The 25,430-nt window shown below is 72.1% G+C and carries 27 protein-coding genes; 12 read left to right on the top strand and 15 right to left on the bottom strand.

The features are described from left to right. Nucleotides 1–59 precede the first annotated feature (59 nt). From DEI88_RS03710 to DEI88_RS03695, 4 genes are all read right to left on the bottom strand, one after another. Entirely contained in the window at nt 60–299 is a 240-nt protein-coding gene (locus DEI88_RS03710) for a CDGSH iron-sulfur domain-containing protein (RefSeq protein WP_111009989.1), read from the bottom strand. Then, a complete protein-coding gene (locus tag DEI88_RS03705) occupies nt 296–1,348 on the bottom strand; it encodes a glycosyltransferase family 2 protein (protein ID WP_111013821.1) in 1,053 nt (350 codons plus the stop codon). The genes DEI88_RS03710 and DEI88_RS03705 overlap by 4 nt, the downstream gene beginning before the upstream one ends. Further along, nucleotides 1,345–2,430: an iron-containing redox enzyme family protein gene (locus DEI88_RS03700; protein WP_258372243.1), complete on the bottom strand. Its 1,086-nt coding sequence runs from the start codon at nt 2,428–2,430 to the stop codon at nt 1,345–1,347. Before DEI88_RS03700 ends, DEI88_RS03705 begins: the two co-directional genes overlap by 4 nt. A 137-nt stretch (nt 2,431–2,567) precedes the next feature. Continuing rightward, the gene (locus DEI88_RS03695) at nt 2,568–3,530 is read right to left on the bottom strand and encodes a sugar-binding transcriptional regulator (protein WP_111009993.1); all 963 of its coding nucleotides are present in this window, start codon (nt 3,528–3,530) and stop codon (nt 2,568–2,570) included. Nucleotides 3,531–3,786: 256 nt separating this feature from the next. Here DEI88_RS03695 and DEI88_RS03690 point away from each other — a divergent pair, with 256 nt between their 5' ends. After that, a complete protein-coding gene (locus DEI88_RS03690) occupies nt 3,787–5,532 on the top strand; it encodes a glycerol-3-phosphate dehydrogenase/oxidase (protein WP_111072239.1) in 1,746 nt (581 codons plus the stop codon). 37 nt (nt 5,533–5,569) lie between these two features. Here DEI88_RS03690 and DEI88_RS03685 read toward each other — a convergent pair whose 3' ends face one another. Next, nucleotides 5,570–6,259, bottom strand: a complete 690-nt coding sequence (locus tag DEI88_RS03685; protein WP_111072240.1) for a histidine phosphatase family protein — start codon at nt 6,257–6,259, stop codon at nt 5,570–5,572. Nucleotides 6,260–6,316: 57 nt separating this feature from the next. Here DEI88_RS03685 and DEI88_RS03680 point away from each other — a divergent pair, with 57 nt between their 5' ends. From DEI88_RS03680 to DEI88_RS03665, 4 genes are all read left to right on the top strand, one after another. After that, nucleotides 6,317–6,844 carry a DinB family protein gene (locus tag DEI88_RS03680; protein WP_111013824.1) on the top strand — a complete coding sequence of 176 codons (528 nt, stop codon included), beginning with the start codon at nt 6,317–6,319 and terminating at the stop codon, nt 6,842–6,844. Between the two features lie 72 nt (nt 6,845–6,916). Continuing rightward, the gene (locus DEI88_RS03675; protein WP_220038164.1) at nt 6,917–8,035 is read left to right on the top strand and encodes a LolA family protein; all 1,119 of its coding nucleotides are present in this window, start codon (nt 6,917–6,919) and stop codon (nt 8,033–8,035) included. Beyond that, a complete protein-coding gene (locus tag DEI88_RS03670; protein ID WP_111049459.1) occupies nt 8,032–8,976 on the top strand; it encodes an ABC transporter ATP-binding protein in 945 nt (314 codons plus the stop codon). Before DEI88_RS03675 ends, DEI88_RS03670 begins: the two co-directional genes overlap by 4 nt. Next, nucleotides 8,963–9,889: an ABC transporter permease gene (locus tag DEI88_RS03665; RefSeq protein ID WP_111072242.1), complete on the top strand. Its 927-nt coding sequence runs from the start codon at nt 8,963–8,965 to the stop codon at nt 9,887–9,889. Before DEI88_RS03670 ends, DEI88_RS03665 begins: the two co-directional genes overlap by 14 nt. 88 nt (nt 9,890–9,977) lie before the next feature. Here the strand turns inward: DEI88_RS03665 and DEI88_RS03660 are convergent, their stop codons facing one another. After that, on the bottom strand, nt 9,978–10,970 hold the full coding sequence (locus DEI88_RS03660; RefSeq protein WP_111072243.1) for an NADP-dependent oxidoreductase: 993 nt from the start codon (nt 10,968–10,970) through the stop codon (nt 9,978–9,980). Nucleotides 10,971–11,124: 154 nt separating this feature from the next. After that, on the bottom strand, nt 11,125–12,039 hold the full coding sequence (locus DEI88_RS03655; protein WP_111072244.1) for a metallophosphoesterase: 915 nt from the start codon (nt 12,037–12,039) through the stop codon (nt 11,125–11,127). 136 nt (nt 12,040–12,175) lie between these two features. Here DEI88_RS03655 and DEI88_RS03650 point away from each other — a divergent pair, with 136 nt between their 5' ends. Then, nucleotides 12,176–12,535, top strand: coding sequence for a hypothetical protein (locus DEI88_RS03650; protein WP_111026459.1), 360 nt, complete (start codon nt 12,176–12,178; stop codon nt 12,533–12,535). A 7-nt stretch (nt 12,536–12,542) separates the two neighbouring features. Here DEI88_RS03650 and DEI88_RS03645 read toward each other — a convergent pair whose 3' ends face one another. The 5 genes from DEI88_RS03645 to DEI88_RS03625 form a co-directional block, all read right to left on the bottom strand. Beyond that, on the bottom strand, nt 12,543–12,989 hold the full coding sequence (locus tag DEI88_RS03645; RefSeq protein WP_181441249.1) for an anthrone oxygenase family protein: 447 nt from the start codon (nt 12,987–12,989) through the stop codon (nt 12,543–12,545). 5 nt (nt 12,990–12,994) lie between these two features. Next, the gene (locus DEI88_RS03640) at nt 12,995–13,603 is read right to left on the bottom strand and encodes a TetR/AcrR family transcriptional regulator (RefSeq protein ID WP_111072245.1); all 609 of its coding nucleotides are present in this window, start codon (nt 13,601–13,603) and stop codon (nt 12,995–12,997) included. Between the two features lie 53 nt (nt 13,604–13,656). Beyond that, a complete protein-coding gene (locus tag DEI88_RS03635) occupies nt 13,657–14,070 on the bottom strand; it encodes a hypothetical protein (RefSeq protein ID WP_111072246.1) in 414 nt (137 codons plus the stop codon). A gap of 172 nt (nt 14,071–14,242) precedes the next feature. Continuing rightward, nucleotides 14,243–14,434: a hypothetical protein gene (locus DEI88_RS03630; RefSeq protein WP_111072247.1), complete on the bottom strand. Its 192-nt coding sequence runs from the start codon at nt 14,432–14,434 to the stop codon at nt 14,243–14,245. 53 nt (nt 14,435–14,487) lie between these two features. After that, on the bottom strand, nt 14,488–15,066 hold the full coding sequence (locus DEI88_RS03625) for a TetR/AcrR family transcriptional regulator (RefSeq protein WP_111072248.1): 579 nt from the start codon (nt 15,064–15,066) through the stop codon (nt 14,488–14,490). 63 nt (nt 15,067–15,129) lie between these two features. On the opposite strand from DEI88_RS03625, the gene DEI88_RS03620 reads away from it, so the two are divergent. Beyond that, nucleotides 15,130–16,320, top strand: coding sequence for an FAD-dependent oxidoreductase (locus DEI88_RS03620; RefSeq protein ID WP_111072249.1), 1,191 nt, complete (start codon nt 15,130–15,132; stop codon nt 16,318–16,320). An 84-nt stretch (nt 16,321–16,404) separates the two neighbouring features. Here DEI88_RS03620 and DEI88_RS03615 read toward each other — a convergent pair whose 3' ends face one another. After that, the gene (locus tag DEI88_RS03615; protein WP_111010021.1) at nt 16,405–17,166 is read right to left on the bottom strand and encodes an SDR family NAD(P)-dependent oxidoreductase; all 762 of its coding nucleotides are present in this window, start codon (nt 17,164–17,166) and stop codon (nt 16,405–16,407) included. Nucleotides 17,167–17,474: 308 nt separating this feature from the next. Between DEI88_RS03615 and bla the strand changes: the two genes are divergently transcribed. The 3 genes from bla (at nt 17,475) to DEI88_RS03600 (ending at nt 20,613) form a co-directional block, all read left to right on the top strand. Further along, nucleotides 17,475–18,410, top strand: a complete 936-nt coding sequence (gene bla / locus DEI88_RS03610) for a class A beta-lactamase (protein WP_111072250.1) — start codon at nt 17,475–17,477, stop codon at nt 18,408–18,410. Between the two features lie 288 nt (nt 18,411–18,698). Next, nucleotides 18,699–19,700: a threonine aldolase family protein gene (locus DEI88_RS03605; protein WP_111072251.1), complete on the top strand. Its 1,002-nt coding sequence runs from the start codon at nt 18,699–18,701 to the stop codon at nt 19,698–19,700. A 160-nt stretch (nt 19,701–19,860) separates the two neighbouring features. Then, nucleotides 19,861–20,613, top strand: a complete 753-nt coding sequence (locus DEI88_RS03600) for an SDR family NAD(P)-dependent oxidoreductase (RefSeq protein ID WP_111072252.1) — start codon at nt 19,861–19,863, stop codon at nt 20,611–20,613. Between the two features lie 112 nt (nt 20,614–20,725). On the opposite strand, the gene DEI88_RS03595 is transcribed toward DEI88_RS03600, so the two are convergent. Both DEI88_RS03595 and DEI88_RS03590 read right to left on the bottom strand, forming a co-directional pair. Further along, nucleotides 20,726–22,381 carry a catalase gene (locus tag DEI88_RS03595; RefSeq protein ID WP_111072253.1) on the bottom strand — a complete coding sequence of 552 codons (1,656 nt, stop codon included), beginning with the start codon at nt 22,379–22,381 and terminating at the stop codon, nt 20,726–20,728. 173 nt (nt 22,382–22,554) lie between these two features. Beyond that, on the bottom strand, nt 22,555–23,088 hold the full coding sequence (locus tag DEI88_RS03590) for a hypothetical protein (protein ID WP_111072254.1): 534 nt from the start codon (nt 23,086–23,088) through the stop codon (nt 22,555–22,557). A gap of 116 nt (nt 23,089–23,204) precedes the next feature. On the opposite strand from DEI88_RS03590, the gene pnuC reads away from it, so the two are divergent. After that, nucleotides 23,205–23,870, top strand: coding sequence for a nicotinamide riboside transporter PnuC (pnuC, locus tag DEI88_RS03585; RefSeq protein WP_111010218.1), 666 nt, complete (start codon nt 23,205–23,207; stop codon nt 23,868–23,870). 110 nt (nt 23,871–23,980) lie between these two features. Next, complete coding sequence (locus DEI88_RS03580; protein WP_111072255.1) at nt 23,981–25,288, top strand: GNAT family N-acetyltransferase; 1,308 nt, start codon at nt 23,981–23,983, stop codon at nt 25,286–25,288. Nucleotides 25,289–25,430: the final 142 nt, after the last annotated feature.

Below are 25,430 nucleotides of genomic sequence, written 5' to 3'. Positions count from 1 at the left end.
GGACGCACGACAGCGGGCCCGCGACGATCGTCGCGGGCCCGCTGTCGTCATGGTGACGGTCAGACCGGGTCGGCCGCGACGTCCGTGGCGGGCAGCTCCGGCTCGGTCCGGAAGCCGATGATCTTGTGCGTCCCGTCGCAGTACGGCTTGAGCATCGACTTGCCGCACCGGCAGAGCGCGACCGTGCGCCGGCGGCGGGGCAGGTCCTCGCCGTCGGGGTTCGTGATGCGGACGTCGCCGCGCACGAGGAGCGGCCCGTCGGGGCACGCGACGATCTCGATGTCGGGGTCGTGGGTCATGGGCGGGGTCCCTCCGTCGGGGTGTCGGTCACGGAGCCGACACCGGCGAGGCGTCGGCGGAGCAGCGGCAACGGGCTGGCCGCGCGCGGGAGCCGTTCGCCCGCGTACCGCACGCCGCCGCGGGCCCGGGCGACGACGGCGAGCCAGGAGCACACCGCGCGCTCGGCGAGCCACAGCGGCGACCACAGCGCCGCGGTCGGCGGGAACACGGCGGTCCCCCCGGCGCGGCGGCGGCCGAGTTCGGCGAGCCCGACCACGGCGACCGCCCCGCCCACGAGCCACCGCGGCCGACGCACGGCGAACAGCACCGCGGGCAGGACGGCGAGTTCCAGGGCGAGCCGGAGCGGTTGCGCCCACGAGTCGTACGCCTGGCGCACGCGTTGCCCCAGGAAGTGCCGGACGGTCGGCGGACGGCGGGAGACGAAGCAGTCGTCGAGGCGGACCTGTCGGCCCCCGACGGCCAGCACGGTCCGGACGAGCTCGCAGTTCTCGAACAGGACGTCCCCGTCGTACCCGCCCGTCGCGAGCAGCACCCCGCGTCGGACGCCGAGCGTCCCGGGCCAGTCCGACCCGAGCGCGCGGTTGAGCAGCGTGCGGCCGGTGTCCCAGCGGGCGTGCCACGGCGACGGGTGGAAGTGGTTCTGCGGCCGGACGACCTCCGCGTCAGCGAGCTGCGCGACGACACGGGCGAGCGCGGGCTCGTCGTACCGGACGTCGTCGTCCGCCACCACGACCGCGTCGTGCCGCGCCGTCTCGACACCGGTGACGACCCCGCGGACCTTGCCGTTCCTCCCGGCCCGGTCCCGTGGCGGCAGCAGCCGGACCCCCGGCGGGAACGCGGCGCGGTGCCGTTCGACCGCGACCGTCGACGAGCCGTCGACGACGGTGACGTCGACGACCCCGACGAGGCGCGCCAGGTAGGCGGCGAGTTCCGTCGGGTCGGTGTCGTCGTCCCACCGGAGCGGCAGGACGTACTCCGCCGGCAGGCGCTCGGCGCCGCCGTCGGCGGCGTGGCCGACGGGACGGGGACCCCCGCCGCGTGCGGTCATCCGGCCTGGAGGGACGGTGCGGCCACCTGCACCGGTGCGCGGAGCGAGGACCGCCCGGCCTGGTACGCCTCGAGCAGTTCGGCGGCGGCCCAGCCGTCGACGGTGAGCGACGCGGCGGCGCCGAACAGCACGTCGTCGAGGAGCGCGGGCTCGGCCTCGACGAGGCCGCCCGCGAGGTCGCGCCCGGCGATCTGCTCGTGGACCGCGTCGGCCTCGACGTGCTCGTCGAAGTACCACGTGGCGTCCTCGTCGAAGCCGAGGCGCCGGAAACCGTCCCCGTACAGCTTGTTGGGGATGGACGAGGTCATCTCGTACGCCGCCAGGTGTCCGACAGTCGCACCGCGCAACCGACGGTGCTGCCCGAACAGGCTCATCATCGTGTTCGTCGCGAGCGTCAGCGCCGACACGGCGTCGACGTACGCGCCGTAGGAGTCGTCGAGTCCGGCGGCACGGACGGTGCGGGCGAAGATCGCGGAGTGCATGCGCTTCGGCCGGCCCCCGCCGTACTCGTCCGACTGGATCTCGACGAGCGCGGCCTTGGCGCGGCCGGTCAGGCGCGGGATCGCCCAGGAGTGCGGGTCTGCCTCCTTGAGCGTGTAGACCGTCCGGTTCACGAGGAGGTCGCGGACCTGCTCGAGCGTGGCCTTCCGCGCGACGTAGCGCGAGAGGCTCGGCCCCGAGTCGGCGGAGGTCATCGCGAACAGGGCCGCCGCGACGGCGTCCGCGGTCGGCTCGGGTCGCTCGGGCATCGGCACCCTGCGGCGGAGCTCGGCCTCGAACGCCTCCTCGAGCACGGCACGCACCGCGAGGAGGTCCGGGTCCCACTCGAAGCGGTCGTCGACACCCTGGATGCCCCCGTAGGCGAGCTCCTGGAGCACGAAGAGGCTGCTCTGCACGTCGTCGTCGCGGATGAGGTCCTCGGCGTCGGCGATCGCGCGGCGAGCGGTGTCGGTGAGCGCGGATCGGTCGGCGTCCGGACGCTCGGTGAGCACGGCGCGGATCGCCTCGCCGAGCGGCCCGCGCGGTGCCGGGTACGGCATCGGGGTCTGGGTGAGGACGTCGGCAGCGTCGAGGACGGCCATGGAGGGCTCCTTGCGTGGTCGGACAGCTCGCCATGCCTACGCCCGCCCAGCTGGGAACACGTCCGGGTTCGTCCCCCGACCCGTGTCCCCCGACGGGTCCCCCGTGACCCGGCTTCGGCGGTCGGCCTCCCCGTCGCTCAGGAGCCGAGCAGCGCCTGTCCCGCGCTCTCGTCGACGATGAGGTCCGTCACGAGCCCGGCCGCCAGCGCCCCCTCGAGGCTCGTGACCTTCGAGCGCCCCGCGACGACGCAGATCCGCCGCGGCGCGCGCTTCAGGGTGTCGAGGTCCGGCGCACCGGCGCGGGCGTTCAGGCCGATGTCCCGCCAGGAACCGTCGGCCCGGTAGAACACCGTCGTGACGTCGCCGACGACGCCGTCGCGCTTGAGCTCCTCGCGGTCGGCCGGGTCGAGGTACCCGCCCGAGTACACGTGGCTCGGGACGAGGGCCTGGGGCGAGCCGACCCCGAACAGCACGAGGTCCATGCGCTGGTGCAGGTCGAGCACCGGGCGGAGGCTCCGCTCGCGGAACAGCGCGGCCTTCGTCGCCGGGTCGTCGAAGAACGCGGGGACCGGGAACTGCTGGACGACCGCCCCGTACGCGTCGCCGAAGCGGCGGAGGATCTCGCTGGCGTAGACGATGCCGGTCGTGCGTGTGTTGGCAGCACCGTTCACCTGCACGATCGTCGAGCCGTGCGTCGCCTTCGGCACGAGGTACCGGCTGATCGCACTCACCGTCGAGCCCCACGAGATCCCGATCACCATGTTCGAGTCGATGTACTGCGTCAGGATCCGGGCGGCGGAGAGCGCGACGCGTTCGAGCCGGTCGACGTCGCTCGTGTGGTCGGGCACGGGCACGACGTGCGCGTGCACGTCGAACCGGGTGCGCAGGGCACGGCTCAGGGCCGCGGCCTGGTCGAGCGGGGACCGGATCTGGATGTCGACGAGCCCGGTGTCGCGGGCGTACTTGAGCAGCCGCGAGACGGACGACCGGGACGTCCCGAGTTCGTCGGCGATGGCCTCCATCGTCAGGTCCTGCATGTAGTACAGGTGCGCGGCGCGGAGCGCCTGTTGCGTCCGCACCGCCTGTGCCGCGTCGCTCATCGTGCGTCCTCCGCGTTCGTGTGCCGTGCAGCGGCACCAGCGTCGCGCGGCACCATGCTCGCGCGCCCTGCACGCACGTGCAGGGCCGCTGGCTCCATTCTCGCCCCCAGCGGACACGCGTTGCCACCAGTCGTCGCCGCTCTGGAGGCCGGGTGCACGTTCGTGCAGGCGGGTTGCCCCTCCTGTCAGTGGCGCGCACCATCGAGGAGTCGCCGCGGCGAATCCGGCCGCGTCGCTGAGGAGGAAGACGAACCACATGTCGAAGAAGACCGCGCTGCGACCGAACGTCGCGGCCATCACCGACCGGCCCACCGCCCAGGTCCTCGTCGTCGGTGGGGGCATCAACGGCATCGCGACCTTCCGCGACCTCGCGCTGCAGGGCGTCGACGTCGTGCTCGTCGAGCGGAACGACTACGCGTCGGGGGCCTCGGCCGCGTCGAGCCACATGATCCACGGCGGCATCCGCTACCTCGAGAACGGCGAGTTCCGGCTGGTCCGCGAGTCCGTGCAGGAGCGCAACGGCCTCATCAAGATCGCCCCGCACTACGTCAAGCCGCTGCAGACGACGATGCCGGTGTTCTCCACGTTCTCGGGCATCATGAACGCCCCGCTGCGGATGCTGACGCACAAGCAGCGGTCCACCAAGGAGCGTGGCGCGGCCCTCATCAAGATCGGCATGACGCTCTACGACTCGTTCTCGCGTGACGGCGGATCCGTGCCGAAGCACCGCTTCCTCACGAAGAAGGCCGCGCTCGAGGACATGCCCGCCCTGAACCACGACCTCAAGTACACGGGCACCTACTACGACGCGTCCGTGCACGAGCCCGAGCGCCTGGCGCTCGACGTCCTCAAGGACGGGCTCGCCGCGGGTACCGGGAACGGCAGCGCCGCGACCGCCCGCTCGGCGAACTACGTCGAGGCCGTCGGCACGCGCGACGGCGGCGTCCTGCTCCGCGACGTCGAGTCGGGGACCGAGTTCGTCGTCACCGCGCCGGTCGTCGTCAACGCCTCCGGGCCGTGGACCGACCTGACGAACGCGGCGTTCGGGGGCGAGACGGCGTACATGGGCGGCACGAAGGGCTCCCACATCGTCGTCGACAACCCGGAGCTGCTCGCGGCGACGAAGGGCCGCGAGATCTTCTTCGAGAACGACGACGGCCGCATCGTGCTCATCTACCCGCTCAAGGGCCGGGTGCTCATCGGCACGACCGACATCGACGCCGACCCCGCCGAGCCCGCCGTGTGCACCGAGGAGGAGGTCGACTACTTCTTCGCCCTCGTCCGGCACGTGTTCCCGCAGATCGCCCTCGACCGCGAGCACATCGTGTACCGCTACTCGGGCATCCGGCCGCTCCCCCGGCACGAGGACACCGCCCCCGGGTTCGTCTCACGTGACTACCGCATCGTCGAGACGCCGATCGACGGCCTCGGGTCCGCCACGGTGCTCTCGCTCGTCGGCGGCAAGTGGACCACGTTCCGCGCCCTGTCCGCGCACCTGTCGACCGAGGTGACGAACCGCCTCGGTGTCACCCGGAAGGTCGACACGACGGGTATGCCGATCGGCGGCGGCAAGGACTTCCCGACGACCGACAGCGACCGCGCCCTGTGGGTGCAGACGCACCGCGACGGGCTCGACCCCGCAGCCGTGGACCGGCTCCTCACCCGGTACGGCACCCGGGCGACCGAGGTCATCGACGTGCTCCTCGACCAGCCCGTCGTGCCGCTCGAGACCGACCCCGAGCTGACCACCGCCGAGGTGGCGTTCTTCGCCGAGCGGGAGCACGCCGTGCACCTGTCCGACGTCGTGCTCCGCCGGACGAACCTGGCGTTCGTCGGCGGCGTGACGATCGAGCTCCTCACCGAGCTCGCCGACGTCCTCGCGACGGCGCTGCAGTGGACCTCCGACGAGCGCGACGAGGAGATCGCCGCGACGCTCGAGGAGCTCCGCGTCGCGCACGGCGTCGTCGTCCCGCTCGGATCGACCCCGGTCGCGGCGCGCTGACCCTCGCCCCGGCCGGCCCCCGACGCCCGTCTCCCGATCACCGGGAGGCGGGCGTCGCTCCGTCCGGCGGCGTGAACGCCTCGCCCGTGGGATCGGGCGCGCTGCGGTCCGCGACCTCGTCGCCACCGACGGGCTGCCCCTCCCAGCGGACCACGGTCCACCCGCTGGCGGGGTCGCCGTCGAGCTCGACGATGCCGGTGTTCTCGAGTGTGTGGCGCGCGAGCGCGTGGTCCGCGAGGTTCGTCGCGGTTCCACCCGCCCAGCTCCGGATGGCCGCGCCGTGGCTGAACGCGGCAGCGGTGTCGGCGCCGCCCGCGGCGATCGTCGCCACGGCGGCGTCGAAGCGCGCGAAGAACGCGTGCCCGTCCGGTCCGCCCGGCATGCGCCGGTCGCGGTCCCCGTCGAGCCATGCGGACACCGTGCCCATGTACTCGAGGACGGAGGCGCGGTCGCGCTTCCCCTCGAGGTCGCCCGCGTCGATCTCGTGGAGTCCCGGGAGCTCGACCGGCTCGAGTCCGAGCGCCTCGGCGAGCGGTGCCGCCGTCTCGTGCGTCCGGACCATGTCCGAGACGAACACCGCGCCGACACCGCGGTCGCCGAGCGCCTCGGGCAACCGGGCCGCCTGTTCCCGGCCGAGCGCGGTGAGGCCCGGCCCGGGCACGAGCGTGTCGAGCACCCCGTCGACGTTCGCGGGAGTCTGACCGTGGCGGATGAGCAGGAGACGCATGCGCCGAGCCTACGGACCCCGGTGAACGGGCGGGCCCCGGTACGGTAGCGTCCCGCCATGCCGATCGAACCCGACACGAAGAACTGGACCTGGGTGCTCGAGGACCGGTGCCCCGAGTGCGGGTTCGACGGTCGCACCGTGACGTTCGACGAGGTCCCGGGGCTCGTCCGCGCGAACGCCGCCGCGTGGCCGGCCGAGCTGGCGCGCGACGACGTCCGCGAGCGTCCCGACGACGCGACGTGGTCACCGCTCGAGTACGGCGCCCACGTCCGCGACGTGCACCGCGTGATGGCGGGTCGGCTCGAGCTCATGCTCGCCGAGGACGCGCCCCGGTTCCCGAACTGGGACCAGGACGCCACCGCTGTGGAGGACCGGTACGGCGAGCAGGACCCGGCCGTCGTCGCCGAGGAGCTCCTGGCCGCCGCGGGCCGGACCGCCGCCGCCTTCGCCGCGGTGCGCGACGACCAGGTCGACCGGCCGGGCCTCCGCTCGGACGGCAGTGCGTTCACGGTGGAGTCTCTCGCCCGGTACTACCTGCACGACCCGGTCCACCACCTGGCGGACGTCCGCCGACCGCGCGCCTGATCCGCACCTCCACAGCGGACGTTCGGGCTGTGGACGTACCGTCAGCGGACCTGCAGTCGAAGGGGATGCGTCATGAAGAAGAAGTCGACCTGGCTCCCGGCCGTCGTCGCGCCGGTCGTCGTCGCCGGGGCGGTCGCCGCCCCGCTCGCCGCCAGCGCCGCGACCCCGTCCCCCGCCACCACCGGCAGCCACCCCACGGCGGCGCAGGTGCTCGCGAGCGTCGCACACAGCGACACCCTGTCGTACTCCGGGCGGATCAGCCAGACGAGCGACCTCGGTCTGCCGTCGCTGCCGTCGACGAGCGGCTCGTCCGGGGCGTCGAGCGCGCAGTCCGGCGCATCGGACGTGCTCGATCTGCTGACCGCGTCGCACGAGGCGCGCGTCTACGTCGACGGTCGCAGCAAGGCCCGCGTGCAGGTGCTCGACCAGCTCGCCGAGCGCGACGTCATCCGCAACGGGCGCGACGTCTGGACCTGGGACTCCAAGGCGGACAAGGCCGTGCACGTCACGCTCCCGTCGTCCGCCGCGGCCGCGAACGGCACTGACACGGGGTCCGCGTCGCCCGCCGACATCGCCGCGCGGGCGATCGCCGGGATCACGCCGAGCACCCGCGTCGGCACGCCGACGACCACCTCGATCGCCGGGCACGCCGCCTGGCAGGTGCGACTGACCCCGAAGTCCTCGTCGACGCTCGTGCACGACGTCGTCATCGCGATCGACAAGTCCACCGGCCTGCCGCTGAGCGCCCGGATCGACGCTCGCGGGCAGTCCACGGCAGCGGTGTCGGTGCGGTTCAGCGCGCTCTCGTACGGCACACCCAAGGCGTCACTGTTCGACTTCACGCCGCCGAGCGATGCGAAGGTGACGACGAAGGACCTCTCCGATGCCGCGGAGCACAGCTCGACGGCCAAGCACCCCGGCCTCGTGGCCCCCGGTGACGTGCGGGCCTCCGGCGCACCGACCCCGAGCGTCCAGGGCGACGGCTGGTCGAGCATCGTGACCCTGCCCGCGGGGACGTTCCCGAAGCGCCAGCTCGACGCCGACGGCTCGCAGCTGTTCGGGCAGCTCACCAAGGCGGTCGACGGCGGGCGCGCGGTGCAGACCTCGCTCGTGTCGATCCTCATCACGGACGACGGCCGCGTCCTCGCGGGCGCGGTGCCGGTGTCGGCGCTCGAGGCCGCAGCCGAGTGAGCACCGCGGACCTCGCGATCCGCACCCAGGGTCTGCGCAAGGTCTTCCGACGGCAGCACGCCGTCGACGGCATCGACCTGGCGGTGCCGCGCGGCTCGGTGTTCGGGTTCCTCGGCCCGAACGGCTCCGGCAAGACCACGACGATCCGCATGCTCCTCGGCCTGACCGCGGCGAGCGCCGGGACGATCGAGGTCCTCGGAGAACGCATGCCTCGCGCGCTCCCCAGCGTGCTGCCGCGGGTCGGCGCGCTCGTCGAGGGACCGGCGTCCTACCCGTTCCTGTCCGGGCGGGCGAACCTGCACCGGTTCGACGCCGCCGATCCCCGCTCCGATCCGACCTCGCGCACGCGCCGGGTGGACGCCGCCCTCGACCGCGTCGGGCTCACGCACGCGGCCGACAAGAAGGCCGGCGCCTACTCCCTCGGCATGAAGCAACGGCTCGGCCTCGCGAACGCGCTCCTCACGCAGCGTGACCTCCTCGTGCTCGACGAGCCCACGAACGGGCTCGATCCGCAGGGCACGCGTGAGGTCCGGAACCTCATCCGGTCGCTCGCCGACGACGGCACCACCGTGTTCGTGTCGAGCCACCTGCTCGCCGAGATCGAGCAGGTGTGCACGCACGCCGGTGTGATGCGCGCCGGCAGCCTCGTCGCCCAGGGTTCGCTCGACGAGCTCCGACGGGTGGGCACCGCGCGGGTCACGGTGCAGACCCCGGACCGGGGCGATGCGCACATCGTGCTCACGCGGCTCGGCCTCCACGTCGACGCGACGAGCCGGTCCGACGGACTCGTGGCGGACCTCCCGGACGAGGTGCCGGCCGAGACCGTCACCGCCGCACTGGTCGAGGCCGGCGTCCGCGTGCGCGGCATCGCCGTCGGCGGCGGCACGCTCGAGGACCGCTTCGTCGCGCTGACCGGGGAGGGTTTCGATGTCGCAGGGTGAGGCAGCGGGCACGGGCCACCGCGCCGCTGACGGGGGCGCGGTCGCGGTGGACGGCACCGCCGTCACGCCGACCGGGAGGCCCGACACCGGTCGCCGGGGCACGCGCGCCACCGCGCTCCTCGGCTCCGAGGTGCGCGTGCTGTTCCGCCGCTGGCGCACCTGGGCGATGCTCGGCGCGCTCGCACTCGTACCGATCCTCATCGCGGTCGCGGTCCGGGTCGCGACGCATCGGACGTCGGGCGGCCCGGCGTTCCTGTCCGACATCACGAACAACGGGCTGTTCGTCGCGTTCACGGCGCTGACGGTGTCGATCCCGCTGTTCCTGCCGCTGACGATCGGGGTCGCGTCCGGCGACACGATCGCGGGCGAGGCCAACCTCGGCACCCTGCGCTACCTGCTCGTCGCGCCGACCGGCCGGCTCCGGCTCGTACTCGTGAAGTTCGTCGGCGCCGGCGCGTTCGCCCTCGCCGCGACCCTGACGATCGTCGTGGTCGGTGTCGCGATCGGGGCGGCGCTGTTCCCGATCGGTCCGGTGACGCTGCTCTCCGGCACCCAGGTCGGCGGCGTGCAGTACGCCGTGCGGGCGCTGTTGCTCGTCGCCTACGTGACGCTGTCGATGCTCGGGCTCACCGCGATCGGGCTGTTCGCGTCGACGCTCACCGCGGTGCCCGTCGGGGCGATGGCCGCCACGGTCGTCCTCGCCGGCGCCTCGCAGATCGCCGACGCGCTCCCCCAGCTCGACTGGCTCCACCCGTTCCTGTTCTCGCACCTGTGGCTCGGGTTCGGGGACCTGTTACGCGACCCGCTGTCGTTCGAGTCGTTCCGGCACAACGCGCTCCTGCAGGCGGCGTACGTCGTGGTCTTCGGCGGCCTCGCCACACTGCGGTTCGTGCGGAAGGACGTCCTGAGCTGACGTGGACCCGGGCATGCGTCCGCGCTGACGCAGGGGTACGCCTCCGCGGAGGCGCTCGCGCTCGTGCTCGTGCTCGTGCTCGTGCTCGTCAGCGTTCCGCCATCGTGCGCGCCTTCTCGGAGCGGTACCACTCCTGCCGCATCCCGGTCTCGACGGGCTGCATGCCGACGACGACCTTGCCGCGGGAGTGGCCCGCTGCGAGGTCCTCGTAGGCGTCGACCAGGTACTCGAAGGGGTAGAACCCCGACACGAGCACCCGGAGCTGGTGCGCCTCGATGCGCCGACCGAGGTCCTGCATGATCGTCGCGGGGTCGGTGTCATCGCCGCCGGCCTGCACGAAGTACAGCTCGACGTCACGGCGCCGCTCGAGCGACACGAACCGCGCCGGGTCGACCCCGAGCGCCGTCGACAGGGCCGCACCGTCGCCCCGGTTGTCGACGAACGCGGTGACCGGGTGCCCTGCGGCAGCCTGACGGATCCGCTCGACCATGCCATCCCCGTACGTCACCGGGAGCACGCCGATCTGCCGGAGGTAGTCGTGGTTCCGCTCACCGCAGGTGCCGATGACCCGGGCGCCTGCTGCGAGCGCCAGCTGCGCCTCGATGTGCCCCACCCCACCGGCGGCGGCGGCGATCATCACGACGTCGTCCGCGGTGATCGCGAGGTCGTCGATGATCCGCCAGGCCGTCGTCCCGGCCAGGTACAGACCGCCGGCCACCTCGAACGGGATGTTCTCCGGCTTGCGCACGATCGCCGCCGCCGGGACGCACACCCAGCTCGCCTGGGCGCCACCACCGACGGCGTGGCCCATCACGGCCTGCCCGGCGTGCACCCCGCGCACCGACCGCCCCTTCGCCCGGACGATGCCCGCGAAGCACGATCCCTGCCGCGAGGGGAACACTGTCGGAAGCCGGTCCGCCAGGGCCCCTTCGCGGGTCGCGATCTCGATGTGGCTGAGGCCGGCCGCCACGACCTCGACGACGACCTCACCGTCCGCCGGGGTCGGTCGTTCCTGGTCGACGAAGTGGAGCTCGTCGGTCCCGCCGTACCGGTCGAACTCGACCGCTGATCCCACACGCATGGCACGCTCCTGCTGTCGGCACCGTCGCCGTCGCCGTCGCAACCGTGATGCGGTACCGCCGAGCATGCGCTCCCGTGCCTGGGTCCGCGGCCGGTTCGCTGCGGCGGCTGCGGCTGCGGCTGCGGCTGCGACTCGCCGCGCCCGCCGGGGCCGTTCAGCGGCGCGGGCCCGACTCCGCCGCGATGCGTGCGACCCGCGCCTCGTCGAACGTGAAGAGCTCACGCCCCTCGTCCGGCACGGGGACGTGCACGGGCGTCGAGAGCACGGTGCCCTCGGCGGGGACGTCGACCACGAGCGCTCCGGCGCCGGCGAGGATGCGCTCCCGCTCGTAGACGCCCGCGATGTCGGTGTCGTTCGCGACCCCGGGCGCCACGAGCACGGGGACCCCCGTGATCGTGCCGACCATGTGGTGGTGGTAGTGCCCCGCGAGGACGACGCGCACGTCGCTCCCCCGCAGCGCATCCGCCAGCTCGTCCGGGTTCTGCAGTCGTAACGCCTCGTGCAGGGCGGTCGGCGCCGGCAACGGCGAGTGGTGCAGCACGAGGACGGTCCCGTACGGAGCGGGATCGGCGAGCAGCTCGCGGAGCCGTTCGAGCTGCTCGGGCCGCAGCAGGCCGTACCCGGCGCCGGGGACCGAGGTGTCGAGCGTGATGATCCGGCGCCCGGCCACCATCGAGACGCCGTCGACCGGGACGCTCGGCGCAACGTGCTGCAGCGTGTGCGCGACCGGTGCCCCACCTTCGGCGAACACGTGGCCGTTCCCGAGGACCTCACGGAACCCGGCGCGCCCGTCGTGGTTCCCGGGCACGGCGACGACGGCCGAACCGTGCGCACGCGCCCAGGCCCCGACGCGGTCGAGCAGGGCCTGGTACGAGGCGGGCGTGCCGTCGTCCGAGCAGTCCCCGGAGACGACGACCAGGCCGACACCGGGGACGTCGGCGACCCGGGCGAGGACCGCGTCGAGTGTGGCCGCGGTGTCCACCACGCCGTTGTGCAGCGAGCCGTCACCGGTCAGGTGGGTGTCGGACAGGTGGAGGACGCGGAGGGCGCCGGGCGCGACGGGCAGCATGCGGTCACGATAGCGACCGCCGACGACAGCAGCGATGACGGTGGACGCGGCTCCTCGCCCTCGACTCGTGCTGCGCGGACACGCTGCGTCCGTCCTCGACGTGGCCGCGCCCAGCGGCAGAACCTACCCTGGGCGGATGCTCTCGCGACGCGACGCCGCCATCCGGCTCGACATCCCCCTCGAGATGGCGGCACACCACGGGATCCCTCCGCGCCTCAGCGAGGCCGACCTCGCGGCGATCGAGCAGGATCCGCCTGCCTGGCTCGTGCAGTCCCGGGCCAACCGCACGGGCAAGAAGGTCTGGGTCCACCTCGAGTGCGTCGTCTGCGGCTTCACCGAGGATGCGCGGCCCAAGAAGTGGTGGCCCGACTGGGACTTCCTGATGTGTGACTACCACGCGGGGTACCAGGCGCCGGAACCGGCCGCGGGGCGCGTGCGGCGCGAGGTGGATGGCGTGGGCACGAGATTCGTCGCCCTCGTCGACGAGGAGCCGTAGCCGCTCGTCAGCCCAGCATCTGGACGACAGCGGCGGCGAACAGCACGAATGCGACGCCGGCTGCGCTCGAGCGGAGGACGTCGATGCGTTCCCACCGCATCACGACGCGCTTCCAGTCTGCTGGCGGGTCGGTCGGATCCCAGTCGTTGACGCCGATGTTGATCGGGACCGTGCCGAGGAACGAAGCGAGCACGAACACCACCAGTGCCACCATCGCGGCGATCCGCCACCCGAGACCGTCGTCTGCCCCGGCGATCACGAGGACGGCGACCGAGGCCAGCAGGGCCGGGACCATCAGGATCGGCACGACGACCTTGAGCGACTTCACCAACGCGATGCGGGTGCGGAGATGCGCATCATCGGGCAGCGTCCTGATCGCGGGCTGGATGCCCCATCGGACGATGAACTCCTCACCCGCGAGCAGACCCACGAGCACCAGTTGGACCACGAGCACCACGTTCACGGTGTGCCGCCGACCTCGCGGACCAGCGCCCGCGCTGCCCGCTGCGCTGCGGCGATGACGTCCGCGTCCGTCACCTCGGCGTGCACCGCGGCCTGCACGGCTGCGTTGATGCTGAGGACCGCCATCCGCACCAACAGGCCGTCCTGCTCGCGACCGCTGGGGACGAGCGCGGTGAGTTCGTCCACGATCGCGTTCAGCGGCGCACCGATGCTCCGCCCGCTCGAGTCGGCGAGACCGCGGATCACGAGCGGGTTCGCGGTCATGAACCGGATCGCGGCGAGCTTGTCGCTGGTGAACGTGTCCACCCAGCGCAGCACGGTCTCCTCGAGCAGCCTCGGAGTCCGTGGCTGCTCGCGGAGCCATGCGAGGAGCTCCTGGGCCTCGGTGCCGCGCTCGTCGAAGAGCGACTGCAGGATCGCTTCCTTGCTCGCGAAGTGGTGGTACAGCGACGCCTTGTTGATCCCGAGCTCGTCGGCGATCTCCCGCAACGAGGTCGATTCGTACCCCTGCCGGGTGAACAGCTGCAGCGCAGCACGTTGGGCGCGTCGACGCGTGTCGCTCCCGCGCCGGCTGACGGCCGCCGCGCGTCGGACCGGTTGTGTCATGAGTACAGTCTACCTACCGTTCGGTAGGCGGAGCAGTGTCCGAGTGGGTCGCGCTAGCTGAACTTCGGCGTCGTCGCTGAGCACGCAACACGCCCACCTGGAGTCGTGGACGTCTCGGTCGCGATCACGCGCTTCCCGTCGAGCAGGATCCGGCAGGTCGCCGTGGCACCCTTCCCGGGCGTCGCGGTGACCGACGCTCGTTGCTCGGTCAGGACCACGACGTCGTGCGTCCACCGCGACCCGTCACCGTCCGTGGTGCCCGTCGTGACGGATCCGAGCCGCTGGACCTCCGGAGCGTCACCACGCTCCCTGGCACCCTCGGCCTTGACCTCGGTGAGTTCCGCGCCGGTCGGCCGGTCGACGTGGACCTCGTAGGTGACCGCCCACGCGTCACCGATCTGCTGGTCGACGTAACTGCACCCGGTGCCGAGCAGTGCGACCGACGCGGCGATGGCGGTCGCGGTCATGAGACGGAAACGGGACGTGCTGGATCCAGACATACGACCAGCCTCCACGTGCGGCCACCGCCGCGTCGACCGCCAGCAGGAGCACCTCCGTCCGACGACCGGCGGATGCCGGCTCCACCGCTCGGTGGAGGACCCTCGATGTCGACGAGCGGTGCTCGGGCTCCGGCGGCGATCACATGTCGTCGATGAGGCGGAGCGTGTCGTCGTCGGGCACGGTCCGGTGTTGGAAGTAGTGGTGGAAGATCCGTGCCGCCTCGTCGGCGTCGACGTGCTGCGGCCAGGCCAGTCCGTGATGTACATGGCTCCTCCTCTCGGAGAGCGAGTCCCCGTTGATGCAGTGAGCTGGTGCGATCAGGCGGAGCACGTGCGGGAGCCGATCGACGGCTGCACGTCCGTGAGGACTCGCGACGCCGTCGGCTACTCGACGTGGGGCCATCCCTTCCGAACGTGATCGAAGATCTCGTGCAGCGCCTGGCCCGGGCGCGGGTGAGCGCCGGCGATCTGCGGCGACTCGAGGACGAATCGGGCCAGGGCGTCCACGGCGGCCGGAGAGCCGTACCCACCGACCTCTGTGAGCGTCCTGGCGAGCACGTCCTGGCATCGGACCCAGCGCTGACGTGCGTACTCGGTCAATGCGGGCGTGATGCGGATCAGATCGAACACGGCACTGGTCGCAGTGTCCCGCTTCCCGTCGAACGGGCCGTGCGCGGCGATGAACTCCTCGACCGCGGTGAGGGCATCCTGCTCGACCGGTCGACCCTCGATGGCCTGTGCGAGGCTCGCCGCGCGGTCCCCACTGCCTCCGAACACGAGGGCTTGCTTCCCGTCGGGAAAGTGGGCGAACAGCGTGGTGAGCGCGGTGTCTGCTTCCTCCGCGACCTCGGCCACGGTCACGGCGTCGTAGCCGCGAGCGAGGAACAGCCGCACGGCGGCGTCCGTGAGGCGTTGGCGAGTCACGGCCTTCTTCCGCTCCCGCCGCCCCTGTTCATCTCCCATGCCGCCATCCTACCGAGCTGTAGTGACTATGAACTCCTAGTGACTAGTGCTACCGTCCCGACCATGAACGTGCAAGAACGGCCCGCGGTCGCCGTCGTGGGAGCAGGACTCAGCGGCCTGGTCTGTGCCCGGATCCTGCAACGAGCCGGCGTGCCCGTCACCATCCACGAGGCCGACACCGCTGCAGACGCACGCCGACAAGGCGGCTCGCTCGACATCCACACCGCGACCGGGCAAGAGGCACTCCGTCAGGCCGGCGTGTTCGATCAGTTCCGCGCGCTCGTTCGCCATGGAGGTGAAGCGACACGGGTGATGGACCGCCACGCGCGGCTGCTGGTGGACGAGAGCGAAGTCGACGGCGGGAACGGCCGCCCGGAAGTCGAGCGGCAGGCACTCCGGCAACTGCTCGTGGACGCACTCGAGCCAGGAACGATCAGGTGGGGCGCGAAGGTCACCGGGGTCCGAACGAACGGTCCGGTGCGGGAACTGCAGTTCGTCGACGGGAGCACGGTCACAGCAGACCTCGTCGTCGGCGCCGATGGCGCGTGGTCGAGGGTCCGGAGCACGGCGCTGACATCGACCGTGCCGGAGTACACGGGCATCACGATGGTGGAGCTCCGGCTCTCGGACGCGGTCCGTGCGCACCCTGAGGCGCTCCGCACGACCGGGCACGGGACGTTCTTCGCCCTCTCGGACAACAAGTCGATCGGCGGCCATGGCGGAGAGGAGATCGCACTGGGGCTCGGTCTCCGCGTGCCGGAGGACTGGGCCGCCACCAGCGGCATCGACTGGACCGACCCGATGGCGGCGCGTGCGGCGCTGCTGCGGGAGTACCGGGACTGGGCCGGACCGCTGACGGACATGATCCGTGACAGCGACGACACCATCTGGCCGCGTCCGATCTACGCACTCCCGATCGGCCTCACCTGGCGCCGAGTACCAGGAGTGACGGCCGTGGGCGACGCCGCGCACCTGATGTCCCCGTTCGCCGGCGAGGGCGCGAACCTCGCCCTCATCGACGGCGCAGACCTCGCCCGCGCCGTCATCGAGAGCCCACACCTCGACCGTGCACTCGGACGCTACGAGCGGAAGATGTTCCGCCGAGCGAAGGCATCAGCATCAGCATCAGCACGCGGTCTCGCCATGATCTTCAACGACGACGCACCCCGGCAGATGGTCTCGTTCTTCGAACGCGCGGCGCTCCTCGCACGCCTCACCCGGCCCCTCACACGGCTGCTGCCAGGACGACCATGACCCCTGGGGTCGAGCATCGAGCCGCTGGCGCCGCGACGCCGTACCAGTGGATCGAGCCGCGTCGGCGACGCGCCTCCGTTCGGGTCAGCGGGCCGTCCAGCCCCCGTCGATCGGCAGCGCGGTTCCGGTGATGAGCGAGGCCCCCTCGCCTGCGAGGAAGGTGACGGCGGCGGCGACCTCGTGCGGCTGTCCGATGCGGTGCAAAGCGGCGATGCGGTCCACCGTGTCGTCCCGGAACGCGTCGTCGGACAGGGCTGGAGCGGTGCCGTCCGTCTCGATGAAGGTCGGCGCAACGGCGTTCACACGGATCCCGTACTGGCCCCACTCGACTGCCAGGCACTTGGTGAGATGGATCACGGCGGCTTTGCTGGTGCAGTAGGAGGACTCGCCAGGCAGCGCGACGAGGCCGGCTTGCGAAGCGATGTTCACGATCGAGCCTCGGCCCACAGTCCGCATGTGGCGAGCGACGTACTGCGAGATGAAGAACGTCGACTTCGTGGTGAGCGACCAGACGGCATCGAAGTGTTCCTCGGTGACGTCGAACGCATCCTCGACGATGCTCCCGCCGGCGTTGTTCACCAGGATGTCGATGGTCCCGAATTCCGCAGCGACGCGATCGACCGCCTCCCGGCATGCAGCGAGGTCGGTCACGTCCATCGCGACGACGGCCACGCTCCTGCCCAGCGCGCGGATCTCGTCCGCGAGCGCCGCGGCACCTTCCGGGTCGCGCACCCCGAGGGCGACGTCGGCACCGTGTTGGGCGAGGTCGAGCGCGATCGATCGCCCGATCCCGCGAGCGGCTGCGGTCACGAGCGCGACGGATCCGCTCAGGGGTTCGGCTTTCATGGACTGTCCTCCGCATCGGTGAACGGTGTCGGCGACCGGAGCCGGACGTGAGCCGCCTGCTGACCACCGTTGGGCCTCCAGTCTGCCGGTCGCACGCGGAGCGGTCGTCGATGCTCAGGGGTCTGCGATCCTCGGCGATCGCAGGGCGTTCACCAGCTGAAGAAGCGGACCACCGCGCGGAGCGTCTTCGCGGCCGTCGACGACGCAGCGCGCGCCGACGCGGTCCACGGTCGGAGCATGCCGGTCATGCAGGGTGTTCGAGCCAGCCGTCTTTGACTGCACGGGCGGGCAGTCGCAAGGGTTGCGTCATGCAGACATCTCGAGTGCGCGCGCTCGCACGTTCCGTCGTCGCAGCGATCGCCGTCCTGGCCATGGCCGGATGCTCCGGCGTGGACGACGCACACCGGGCGGTGGGACCGACGTCATCGGTCACGTCCGAGCCAGACGAGGCACGAAGCGCGGCGGCGACGACAGCACCGGCGTTCGACCGTCTGCAGCAGACGTACGGCGCGACGCTGGGCGTCTTCGCGCTGGACACCGGAACCCGGCAGACCGTGGCCTACAACGCCAACCGGCGGTTCGCCTACGCGTCCACCTACAAAGCGCTCGCCGCCGGCGTCCTGCTGGCCGACCCATCGACCGATCTGGACGCGCACGTCGACCTCGCGCAGGACGAGATCCTGGCCGGTTCGCCGGTCACCTCGCAGCACGTCGAGTCCGGGATGCGCCTCGGCGACGTCGTCGCGGCGGCGTTGGAGCAGAGCGACAACACGGCCGGCAACATCGTGTTGCAGCGAGTCGGGGGCCCCGCCGGGTTCGAGACCGCGTTGCGGAGAATCGGGGACACCACCACGCGGTCGGATCGGACGGAGCCCGACCTGAACGCGGCGGTGCCCGGCGACGACCGCGACACCTCGACACCTCGAGCGCTGGCGCTGGATCTCGATCGGCTGGTGCTCGGCAGCGTGCTGCACGCATCGGAGCGCGCCCGACTGACCGTATGGATGCGCGCGAACACCACGGGGGACGACCTCGTCCGCGCCGCCGTTCCGGCGGGATGGACGGTCGCCGACAAGACCGGCACCGGGTACTACGGCGTCCGCAACGACATCGCCGTGGTGTGGCCGCCCTCGGGTGCGCCGATCGTCCTCGCGATCCAGACCACCAAGAGCACCCAGGCAGCCGAACCCAGTGACGCGCTCGTCGCTGCCGCGGCGAAGGAAGCGATCGGGGCCCTGCGATGACCCGCCGACACGCCGCAGCGGCCGGGGCATCACCCCGTCTGGACGAACCTGCCGTGCCGTTCGGTGTCCGTTCTCGGGTCGTGCGAGCCACGGCCGCTCGCGGAACGACCGCACGGACGCACCCACCATGACCAGCTCAGACGCCCGGTCGGGAAGCGGTTCCGATGAGCCTGCCCTGCCCCATCCGGGACTCGCGACCGAGGAGGCCCAGGCGCTGTCCCCACCGCGGCCCAGCCGCACCCCGGGTCGGATGCGGAGCGCCACGACCAGTCGGAGTACCGTCGTCGGGTGCCCATCGACCTGCGTTCCGACACCGTCACCCGCCCCACCGCCGCGATGCGCGCCGCGATGCTCGACGCCGAGGTCGGCGACGACGTGTACGGCGAGGACCCGGAGGTCAACGCGCTCGAGGCCGAGGTCGCCGACCTCCTGGGCTTCGAGGCGGGGCTCTACGCGCCGTCGGGCTCGATGGCGAACCAGCTCGGACTGCGCATGCTCGTCGCCCCGGGCCAGGAGCTCGTCTGCGACGTCCAGGCCCACGTGGCCCGAGCCGAGCTCGGCGCCGCCGCGGTGTTCTCGGGGATCACGACCCGGACGTGGGCGACGCCGTACGGCCGCCTCGACCACCGGGCGGTCGAGCAGATCGCGGAGCCGGACGCCGGGTCGTACATGGTGTCCACCGCTGCGATCGCGATCGAGAACACCCACAACTTCGGCGGTGGCACCGTGCAGCCCCAGAGCGAGGTCCGCGCCGTGCAGGAGTACGCGCGGAGGAACGGGCTCGCGGTGCACCTCGACGGCGCTCGGCTGTGGAACGCGCACGTCGCTTCGGGCACGCCGTTGCGCGAGCTGGCCGCCGGGTTCGACACGGTCTCGGTCTGCCTGTCGAAGGGCCTCGGCGCCCCGGTCGGGTCGGTGCTCGTCGCCTCGCAGGAGCGCATCGACGCCGCCCGCATCTGGCGCAAGCGCTACGGCGGCGGCATGCGGCAGGTCGGGATGCTCGCCGCGGCCGGCCGGTACGCCATCCGGAACCACGTCGACCGCCTCGCCGAGGACCACGTGAACGCCCGACTCCTCGCCGCGGCCGTCGGGGTCGACCCCGCGACGGTCGAGTCGAACATCGTGTTCGCGGACGTGTCCGACGCGGCGCGGTTCGCGCACGAGGCCGAGGCCCAGGGCGTGCGCGTGATGCAGTCCGGCCGGACGCGCATCCGCATGGTGACGCACCTCGACGCCACGGGCGACGACATCACCCGCGCGGTCGACGTCCTCCGCGGCATCGAGCGGTAGGCGAGCGGTAGGGGCACCGAGCGGTAGGGGCACCGAGCGGTAGGGGCACCGAGCGGTAGGGGCACCGAGCGGTAGGGGCACCGAGCGGTAGGGGTCCGCACCGGCCACGCAGGCGGGCGCCGCCGGGCGCCGGGAACCCGCCGGCGAGTAGGCAGGTGGCATGGCAGATGACGAACGGCCCACGTCGGAACCGAGCCGGGAGGGACGGGTCGCGCTCGTCACGGGCGTCACCGGTGGCATCGGGCGGGCGGTGACCCGGGGCCTCCTCGACGCGGGGTACGCGGTGGTGGGCACAGTACGCGACCGCAGCCGCGCCTCCACGGCCGAACTCGACCCGGGGCGCACGGGCCGACTCGTGCTCGTCGAGGCGGACATGACGGACACCGAGCGGCTGCACGCGGTGGCGGAGGCCGCCGCGGACCCGTTCGGACCGGTCGACGTCCTGCTGCCGATCGCCGGCGTCGGCGACGTCCGCGCCCTCGACGAGATCAGCCCGGAGGACTGGGAGCGCGCACTCCGCGTCAACCTGACGGCGCCGTTCGTCCTCGCGCAGGCACTCCTGCCCGGCATGGTCGAGCGCGGCTGGGGACGGATCGTCTTCACCTCGAGCGTCGCCGCGTTCACGGGCGGGTTCGTCGGCCCGCACTACGCCGCGTCGAAGGCCGGGCTGCACGGGCTCGTGCACGCGCTGTCCGCGAGGGCCGCCGCGCACGGGGTCACGGTGAACGCGATCGCCCCGGCACTCATCGCGGACACGGCGATGATGGACGGCATGCCCTCGTCGGTCCCGACGCCGCCGGTGGGACGGCTCGGGCGTCCGGACGAGGTCGCCCAGCTCACGCTCGCCGTGCTCGGGAACGCCTACCTCACGGGGCAGGTGCTCCTGCTCGAGGGCGGCTCGCGTCCGTCCTGACGTGCGCGGTCCTGCTGTCCGCGTCCAGCGCGGTGTCGCACGACGCCGAATGCACGGGAGGCGCGGTGCGGGACGGACCCGCACCGCGCCTCCCGGACGGCGGACGACCTGATCAGGCCATGACGGCGCGCTTGTCCGGCACGCAGTGCGTCATGAGCAACCCCTCGACGTCGCGCGGGCCGTTGTGCCCGAGGTTCGCCAGGCGGGCGAGCTCGTCGTCGGACAGGGTCTGGGACTGCAGCGGCGGCAGGTCGGCGACCTCCTCGAGGGTGATGCCGAGGCCCTCGCCCACGCGCTGCCCGAGCTCGTCCTCGACCATGTAGAAGTGCCAGAGCATGCGCTCCTGCACCGGGCGGGCCGCCTGCGAGATGAGCGTGACGAAGTTCTGGACGAGGTCGTCCCGCTCCCAGTCCTCCATGAGCCGGAAGCGCTGCCCGGCCTGCGTGTAGTCGTTCGTGCGCGGGATTCGCTTGCGCGTCAGCCGCCCGACGATCTCCGGCCCCTGCTCGTCGTGCGTCGGGTACTCGGCCTCGCGGAGGCTGCCGTCCGTGATCGAGGGCTCGTAGTTGACGTGCGGATTGGGTCCGCCGCCCTGGTGGTAGGCCATCTGCCCGTCGCGCTGGTTCGTGTGCACGCGCGCGTTCTTCGGCTGGTTGACCGGGAGCTGCAGGTAGTTCGGCCCGACGCGGTAGCGCTGCGTGTCCGAGTACGAGAACGTGCGGCCGACGAGCATCTTGTCGTCCGAGAAGTCGAGGCCGTCGACGAGCACACCGGTGCCGAACGAGATCTGCTCGTTCTCGGCGAAGAAGTCCGACACGTTCCGGTTGAGCACCATCGTGCCGACCTTCTTCGGCGGGAACTCGTTCTCGGGCCAGAGCTTCGTGTCGTCGAGCGGGTCGAAGTCGAGCTCGGGGTGGTCGTGGTCGTCCATCATCTGGACGCGGAGCTCCCACTCCGGGTACTCGCCGCGCTCGATCGCCTCGTGGAGGTCCTTCGACGCGTGGCCGAGGTCGCCCGCCTGGACCGCGGCGGCGTCGGCCTCGGTCATGCTGCTGACGCCGACCGACGGGATCCAGTGGTACTTGACGAGCTTCGTCTCGCCCTCGGCGTTGACCCACTTGTAGGTGTTCACGCCGAAGCCCTGCTGCGTCCGGTAGTTCGCCGGGATGCCGCGCGGGCTGAACAGGTTGACGAGCATGTGCATCGACTCGGGTGTCTGCGACATGAAGTCGAAGATGCGGGCCGGCTCCTGGCGGAACGTCTGGGGGTCCGGCTTGAGGGAGTGGATGACGTCCGGGAACTTGATGGCGTCGCGGATGAAGAAGACGCCGAGGTTGTTGCCGACGAGGTCCCAGTTGCCGTCCTCGGTGTAGAACTTCACCGCGAAGCCGCGCGGGTCGCGGGCGGCCTCGGAGGAGTCCCGGCCACCGATGACGGTCGAGAAGCGGATGGCGACGTCGGTGCGCTTGCCGGCCTCCTGGAACAGCTTGGCGCGCGTGTACTGCGCGATCGGCTCGTCGCCCCACTGGCCGGTCGCCTCGAAGTACCCGAAGGCGACGAAGCCACGGGCGTGGACGACGCGCTCCGGGATGCGCTCGCGGTCGAAGTGGCTGATCTTCTCGAGGAACTGGTAGTTCTCGAGCGTCGCGGGCCCGCGGGCGCCGACGGTGCGCTGGTTCTGGTTGTCGTAGACCGGGTGGCCCTGACGGTTGGTGAGGACCTCGCGGTCGTCACCCTCGGCGGGAGGCTGGGAGGAGACGTCGGTCACGGGTTGTTCCTTTCCTGGACGGCTGCCTTCCCAGTGTCCTCCATCGGCCCCCGGGCGCCTGCACGGCCGGCACCCGGGCGTGCCGCAGCCGGCCGCCCGTCCCCCTGTCCGCGAGATCGAAGTCCCTGCCGCTCTGGCTCCGGTGAGAACGGCAACGCCCGCGATCTCGCGCTTCAGGCGCCCTCGGGCGGATGGACGAGCAGGTCGACGCGGTCGGCGAGGTACTGCGCGAGCGGCAGGGCATCACCGTCCGCGACGGCGGGGCTCCAGCGGACGACGACCTCGCCGTCGCGCACGGACAGGGGACCTGCGGCGCCGCGCAGGTGTTCGTCGAGCGGGATCGGCACGGTGCCGTGGTTGACGGTGTCGCCCGCGCGGAACCCGCCCTTGACCGCCGCCGCACGGTACGCCCGACGGATCTCCGCCGACGTCGACTGGTACTGCGGTCGGCCCGGCTCCGTCACGCGGGTGATCAGGCCCGTCGCGCGGACGGTGCCGACCCGGTCGACGAGCAGCACCCCGAGCCGCCACGCGCGCCCCAGGTCGCGCATGGTCGGCTCCCGCCGGATCCCGAGCACGCGGCGCGGTTCGACGTACTCGCCGACGGCCTCGTCGCGCGCACCGGCGGCCCCGAGCCGCTGCACGGCCTCGGCGATCGCGGTGCGGGCGCGGTTGATCGCGCCCGCGTCGTCCGTCGTCGCATCCACGCCGACGAGCGTAGGCCGGGTGGCGGGAGCGGGACGCGCCTCCCGGAATGCGACCACGCTGGATGCGGTTGCATGGACCGGTGCGGTCCCGACTCGTGGACCCGGAGTGGAGCAACATGGCGTTCCTGCGGTGGCTGTTCGACGCGCAGCTCGTCATCGGCGACCAGACCGTGCTGTGGCGCGAGATCGTCGGCAACGTGTTCGGCCTGCTCAGCGCGCTCGGCGGCATGCGCCGTCGGGTGTGGGCCTGGCCCGTCGGCATCGTCGGCAACGCGCTGCTGTTCACGGTGTTCATGGGCGCGGTGTTCGACACCCCGAACCCCGTCAACCTGCTCGGTCAGGCCGGGCGACAGATCATGTTCATCGTGGTGTCCGTGTACGGGTGGTGGCGGTGGACGCGGCGACCCGAGCCCGGCGACGCCGTCGTCGAGCCGCGGTGGGCCTCGTGGCGGACGCGGGCCCTGCTCGCTGTCGGCATGGTCGGCGGGACGCTCGTGCTCACCCCGATCTTCCGGGCGCTCGGGTCGTACGAGCCCGTCTGGAGCGACGCGTGGATCTTCGTCGGGTCGCTCCTGGCCACCTACGGCATGGCGAAGGGCTGGGTCGAGTTCTGGCTGATCTGGGTGGCGGTCGACGTCGTCGGCGTTCCCCTGCTGTTCTCGGCCGGCTACTACGCCTCAGGTCTCATGTACGTGTTCTACGGGGTGTTCACGCTCACCGGGTTCTTCGTGTGGCGGCGCACCCGGACGAAGCCGCCGGCAGCTCCGGTGACGGTCGGCTGACCGCGCCGCCCCTCGGCGAGATCGCAGTCGTCGCCGCTCTGACCGATCCCAGAACGGCAACGACTGCGATCCCGCGGAAGGGGGCAGCGCGCGGTCGGTAGCGTGGGCACGTGGACCAGAGCAGCTTCGACGACCGCTACACCATCCGCCGGTTCGCGCCCGGCCTGACGCCCGAGGGCACGGCCGACGCGCAGACCACCGCGTTCTTCGCGAGCGTCGACGCCGGGTTCCACCAGCCCGAGGTGGCCCCCGACCGTCTCGGGCGGATGGTCCGGCACGTGATCGACGACCGGACTGAGCTGCTCGGCGTGCACCGGCGCGACCCCATGCCCGACTCGCTCGAGGTCGACGCTCCCGTCGGCACGTTCGGCAGTCTCCCGAAGCGCCTGAGCTGGGGCGACGGCACCGAGATCGACACCTTCGCGATCGCGTCGGTGACGGTCCGCCCGTCCGAACGCCGGCGCGGGGTCCTGCGGCGCATGATGACCGACTCCCTGCACCGCGCGGCGGACGATGGGTACCCGCTCGCGAGCCTGACGGCGAGCGAAGGCACGATCTACCGCCGGTTCGGCTTCGGCGCCGCGATCCGCGAGCGCACGATCGACGTCGACCGATCCGCGGCGCTCCCGCTGCTGGTGCCGGCCAGGGGCGAGATCGCCCCGGTCGACACCGCCGTCCTGGCCCAGGGGCTCGCCCGACAGGTGTACGAGCGGTTCCACGCGCGGACGCCGGGCTCGATGACCCGGAACGAGGGCACCTGGAACGCCCTCCTCGGTCGCCAGGGCGACGGTGAGCCGAACCGGGCGGTGCGCGCGGTCGTGCACCGGCCCTCCCGGTCGGAGCCCGTCGACGGCTACGTGACGTACAAGGCGGAGCAGACGGAGCGGCACGCGGTGCGGCTCGAGATCGTCGACCTCGTCGCCGCGACGGACGAGGCGTACATCGCGCTCTGGCACCACCTGCTCGCCGTCGACCTCGTGCGCGTGGTCCGGTACGGGACGGCCCGCGTCGACGACCCGGTCCTCCACGTGCTCGCCGACGACCGTGCGCTGTCCACCGTGTTCGAGGAGGACCACGTCTGGTTCCGCGTGCTCGACCCGGTGGCGACGTTCGCGTCCCGCCCGTTCGCGGTGGACGGCACGGTGACGATCGGCGTCCACGACGCACTCGGGTTCTCGGACGGGACGCTGCGGTTGTCGGTGGTCCAGGGCCGTGCGACGGTCGAGCGGACCGCGGGCGGACAGGACGAGGCCGACGTCGAACTCGACGTCGCGGAACTCGGCGCACTCGTGCTCGGCGCGGTGGACGTCGGCACGCTCGTCGCCGCCGGCCTCGTCCGTGCGGAAGCCGGGTCGGCCGCGCGGCTCCGCGCCATGCTCGTCCCCATCCGGACCCCCCACCAGATCGCCTACTTCTGACCCCGGCGACGGACGGGAACGCTCCGCGCAACCCCTTGTCTCCGGACCTGGACACACGTACAGTGCGCTGTTGGGACGGTGAATGCGGAACTCGAACAGTTCCGGGTCGGCGTCTCACCGACAACCACAGACGTTCCTCGCG

This window comes from Curtobacterium sp. MCBD17_003 (genome assembly GCF_003234885.2).
Classification (GTDB): domain Bacteria; phylum Actinomycetota; class Actinomycetes; order Actinomycetales; family Microbacteriaceae; genus Curtobacterium.
The sequence above is the reverse complement of the archived record's forward strand: the minus strand, read 5'-3'. Positions and strand labels throughout refer to the sequence as shown.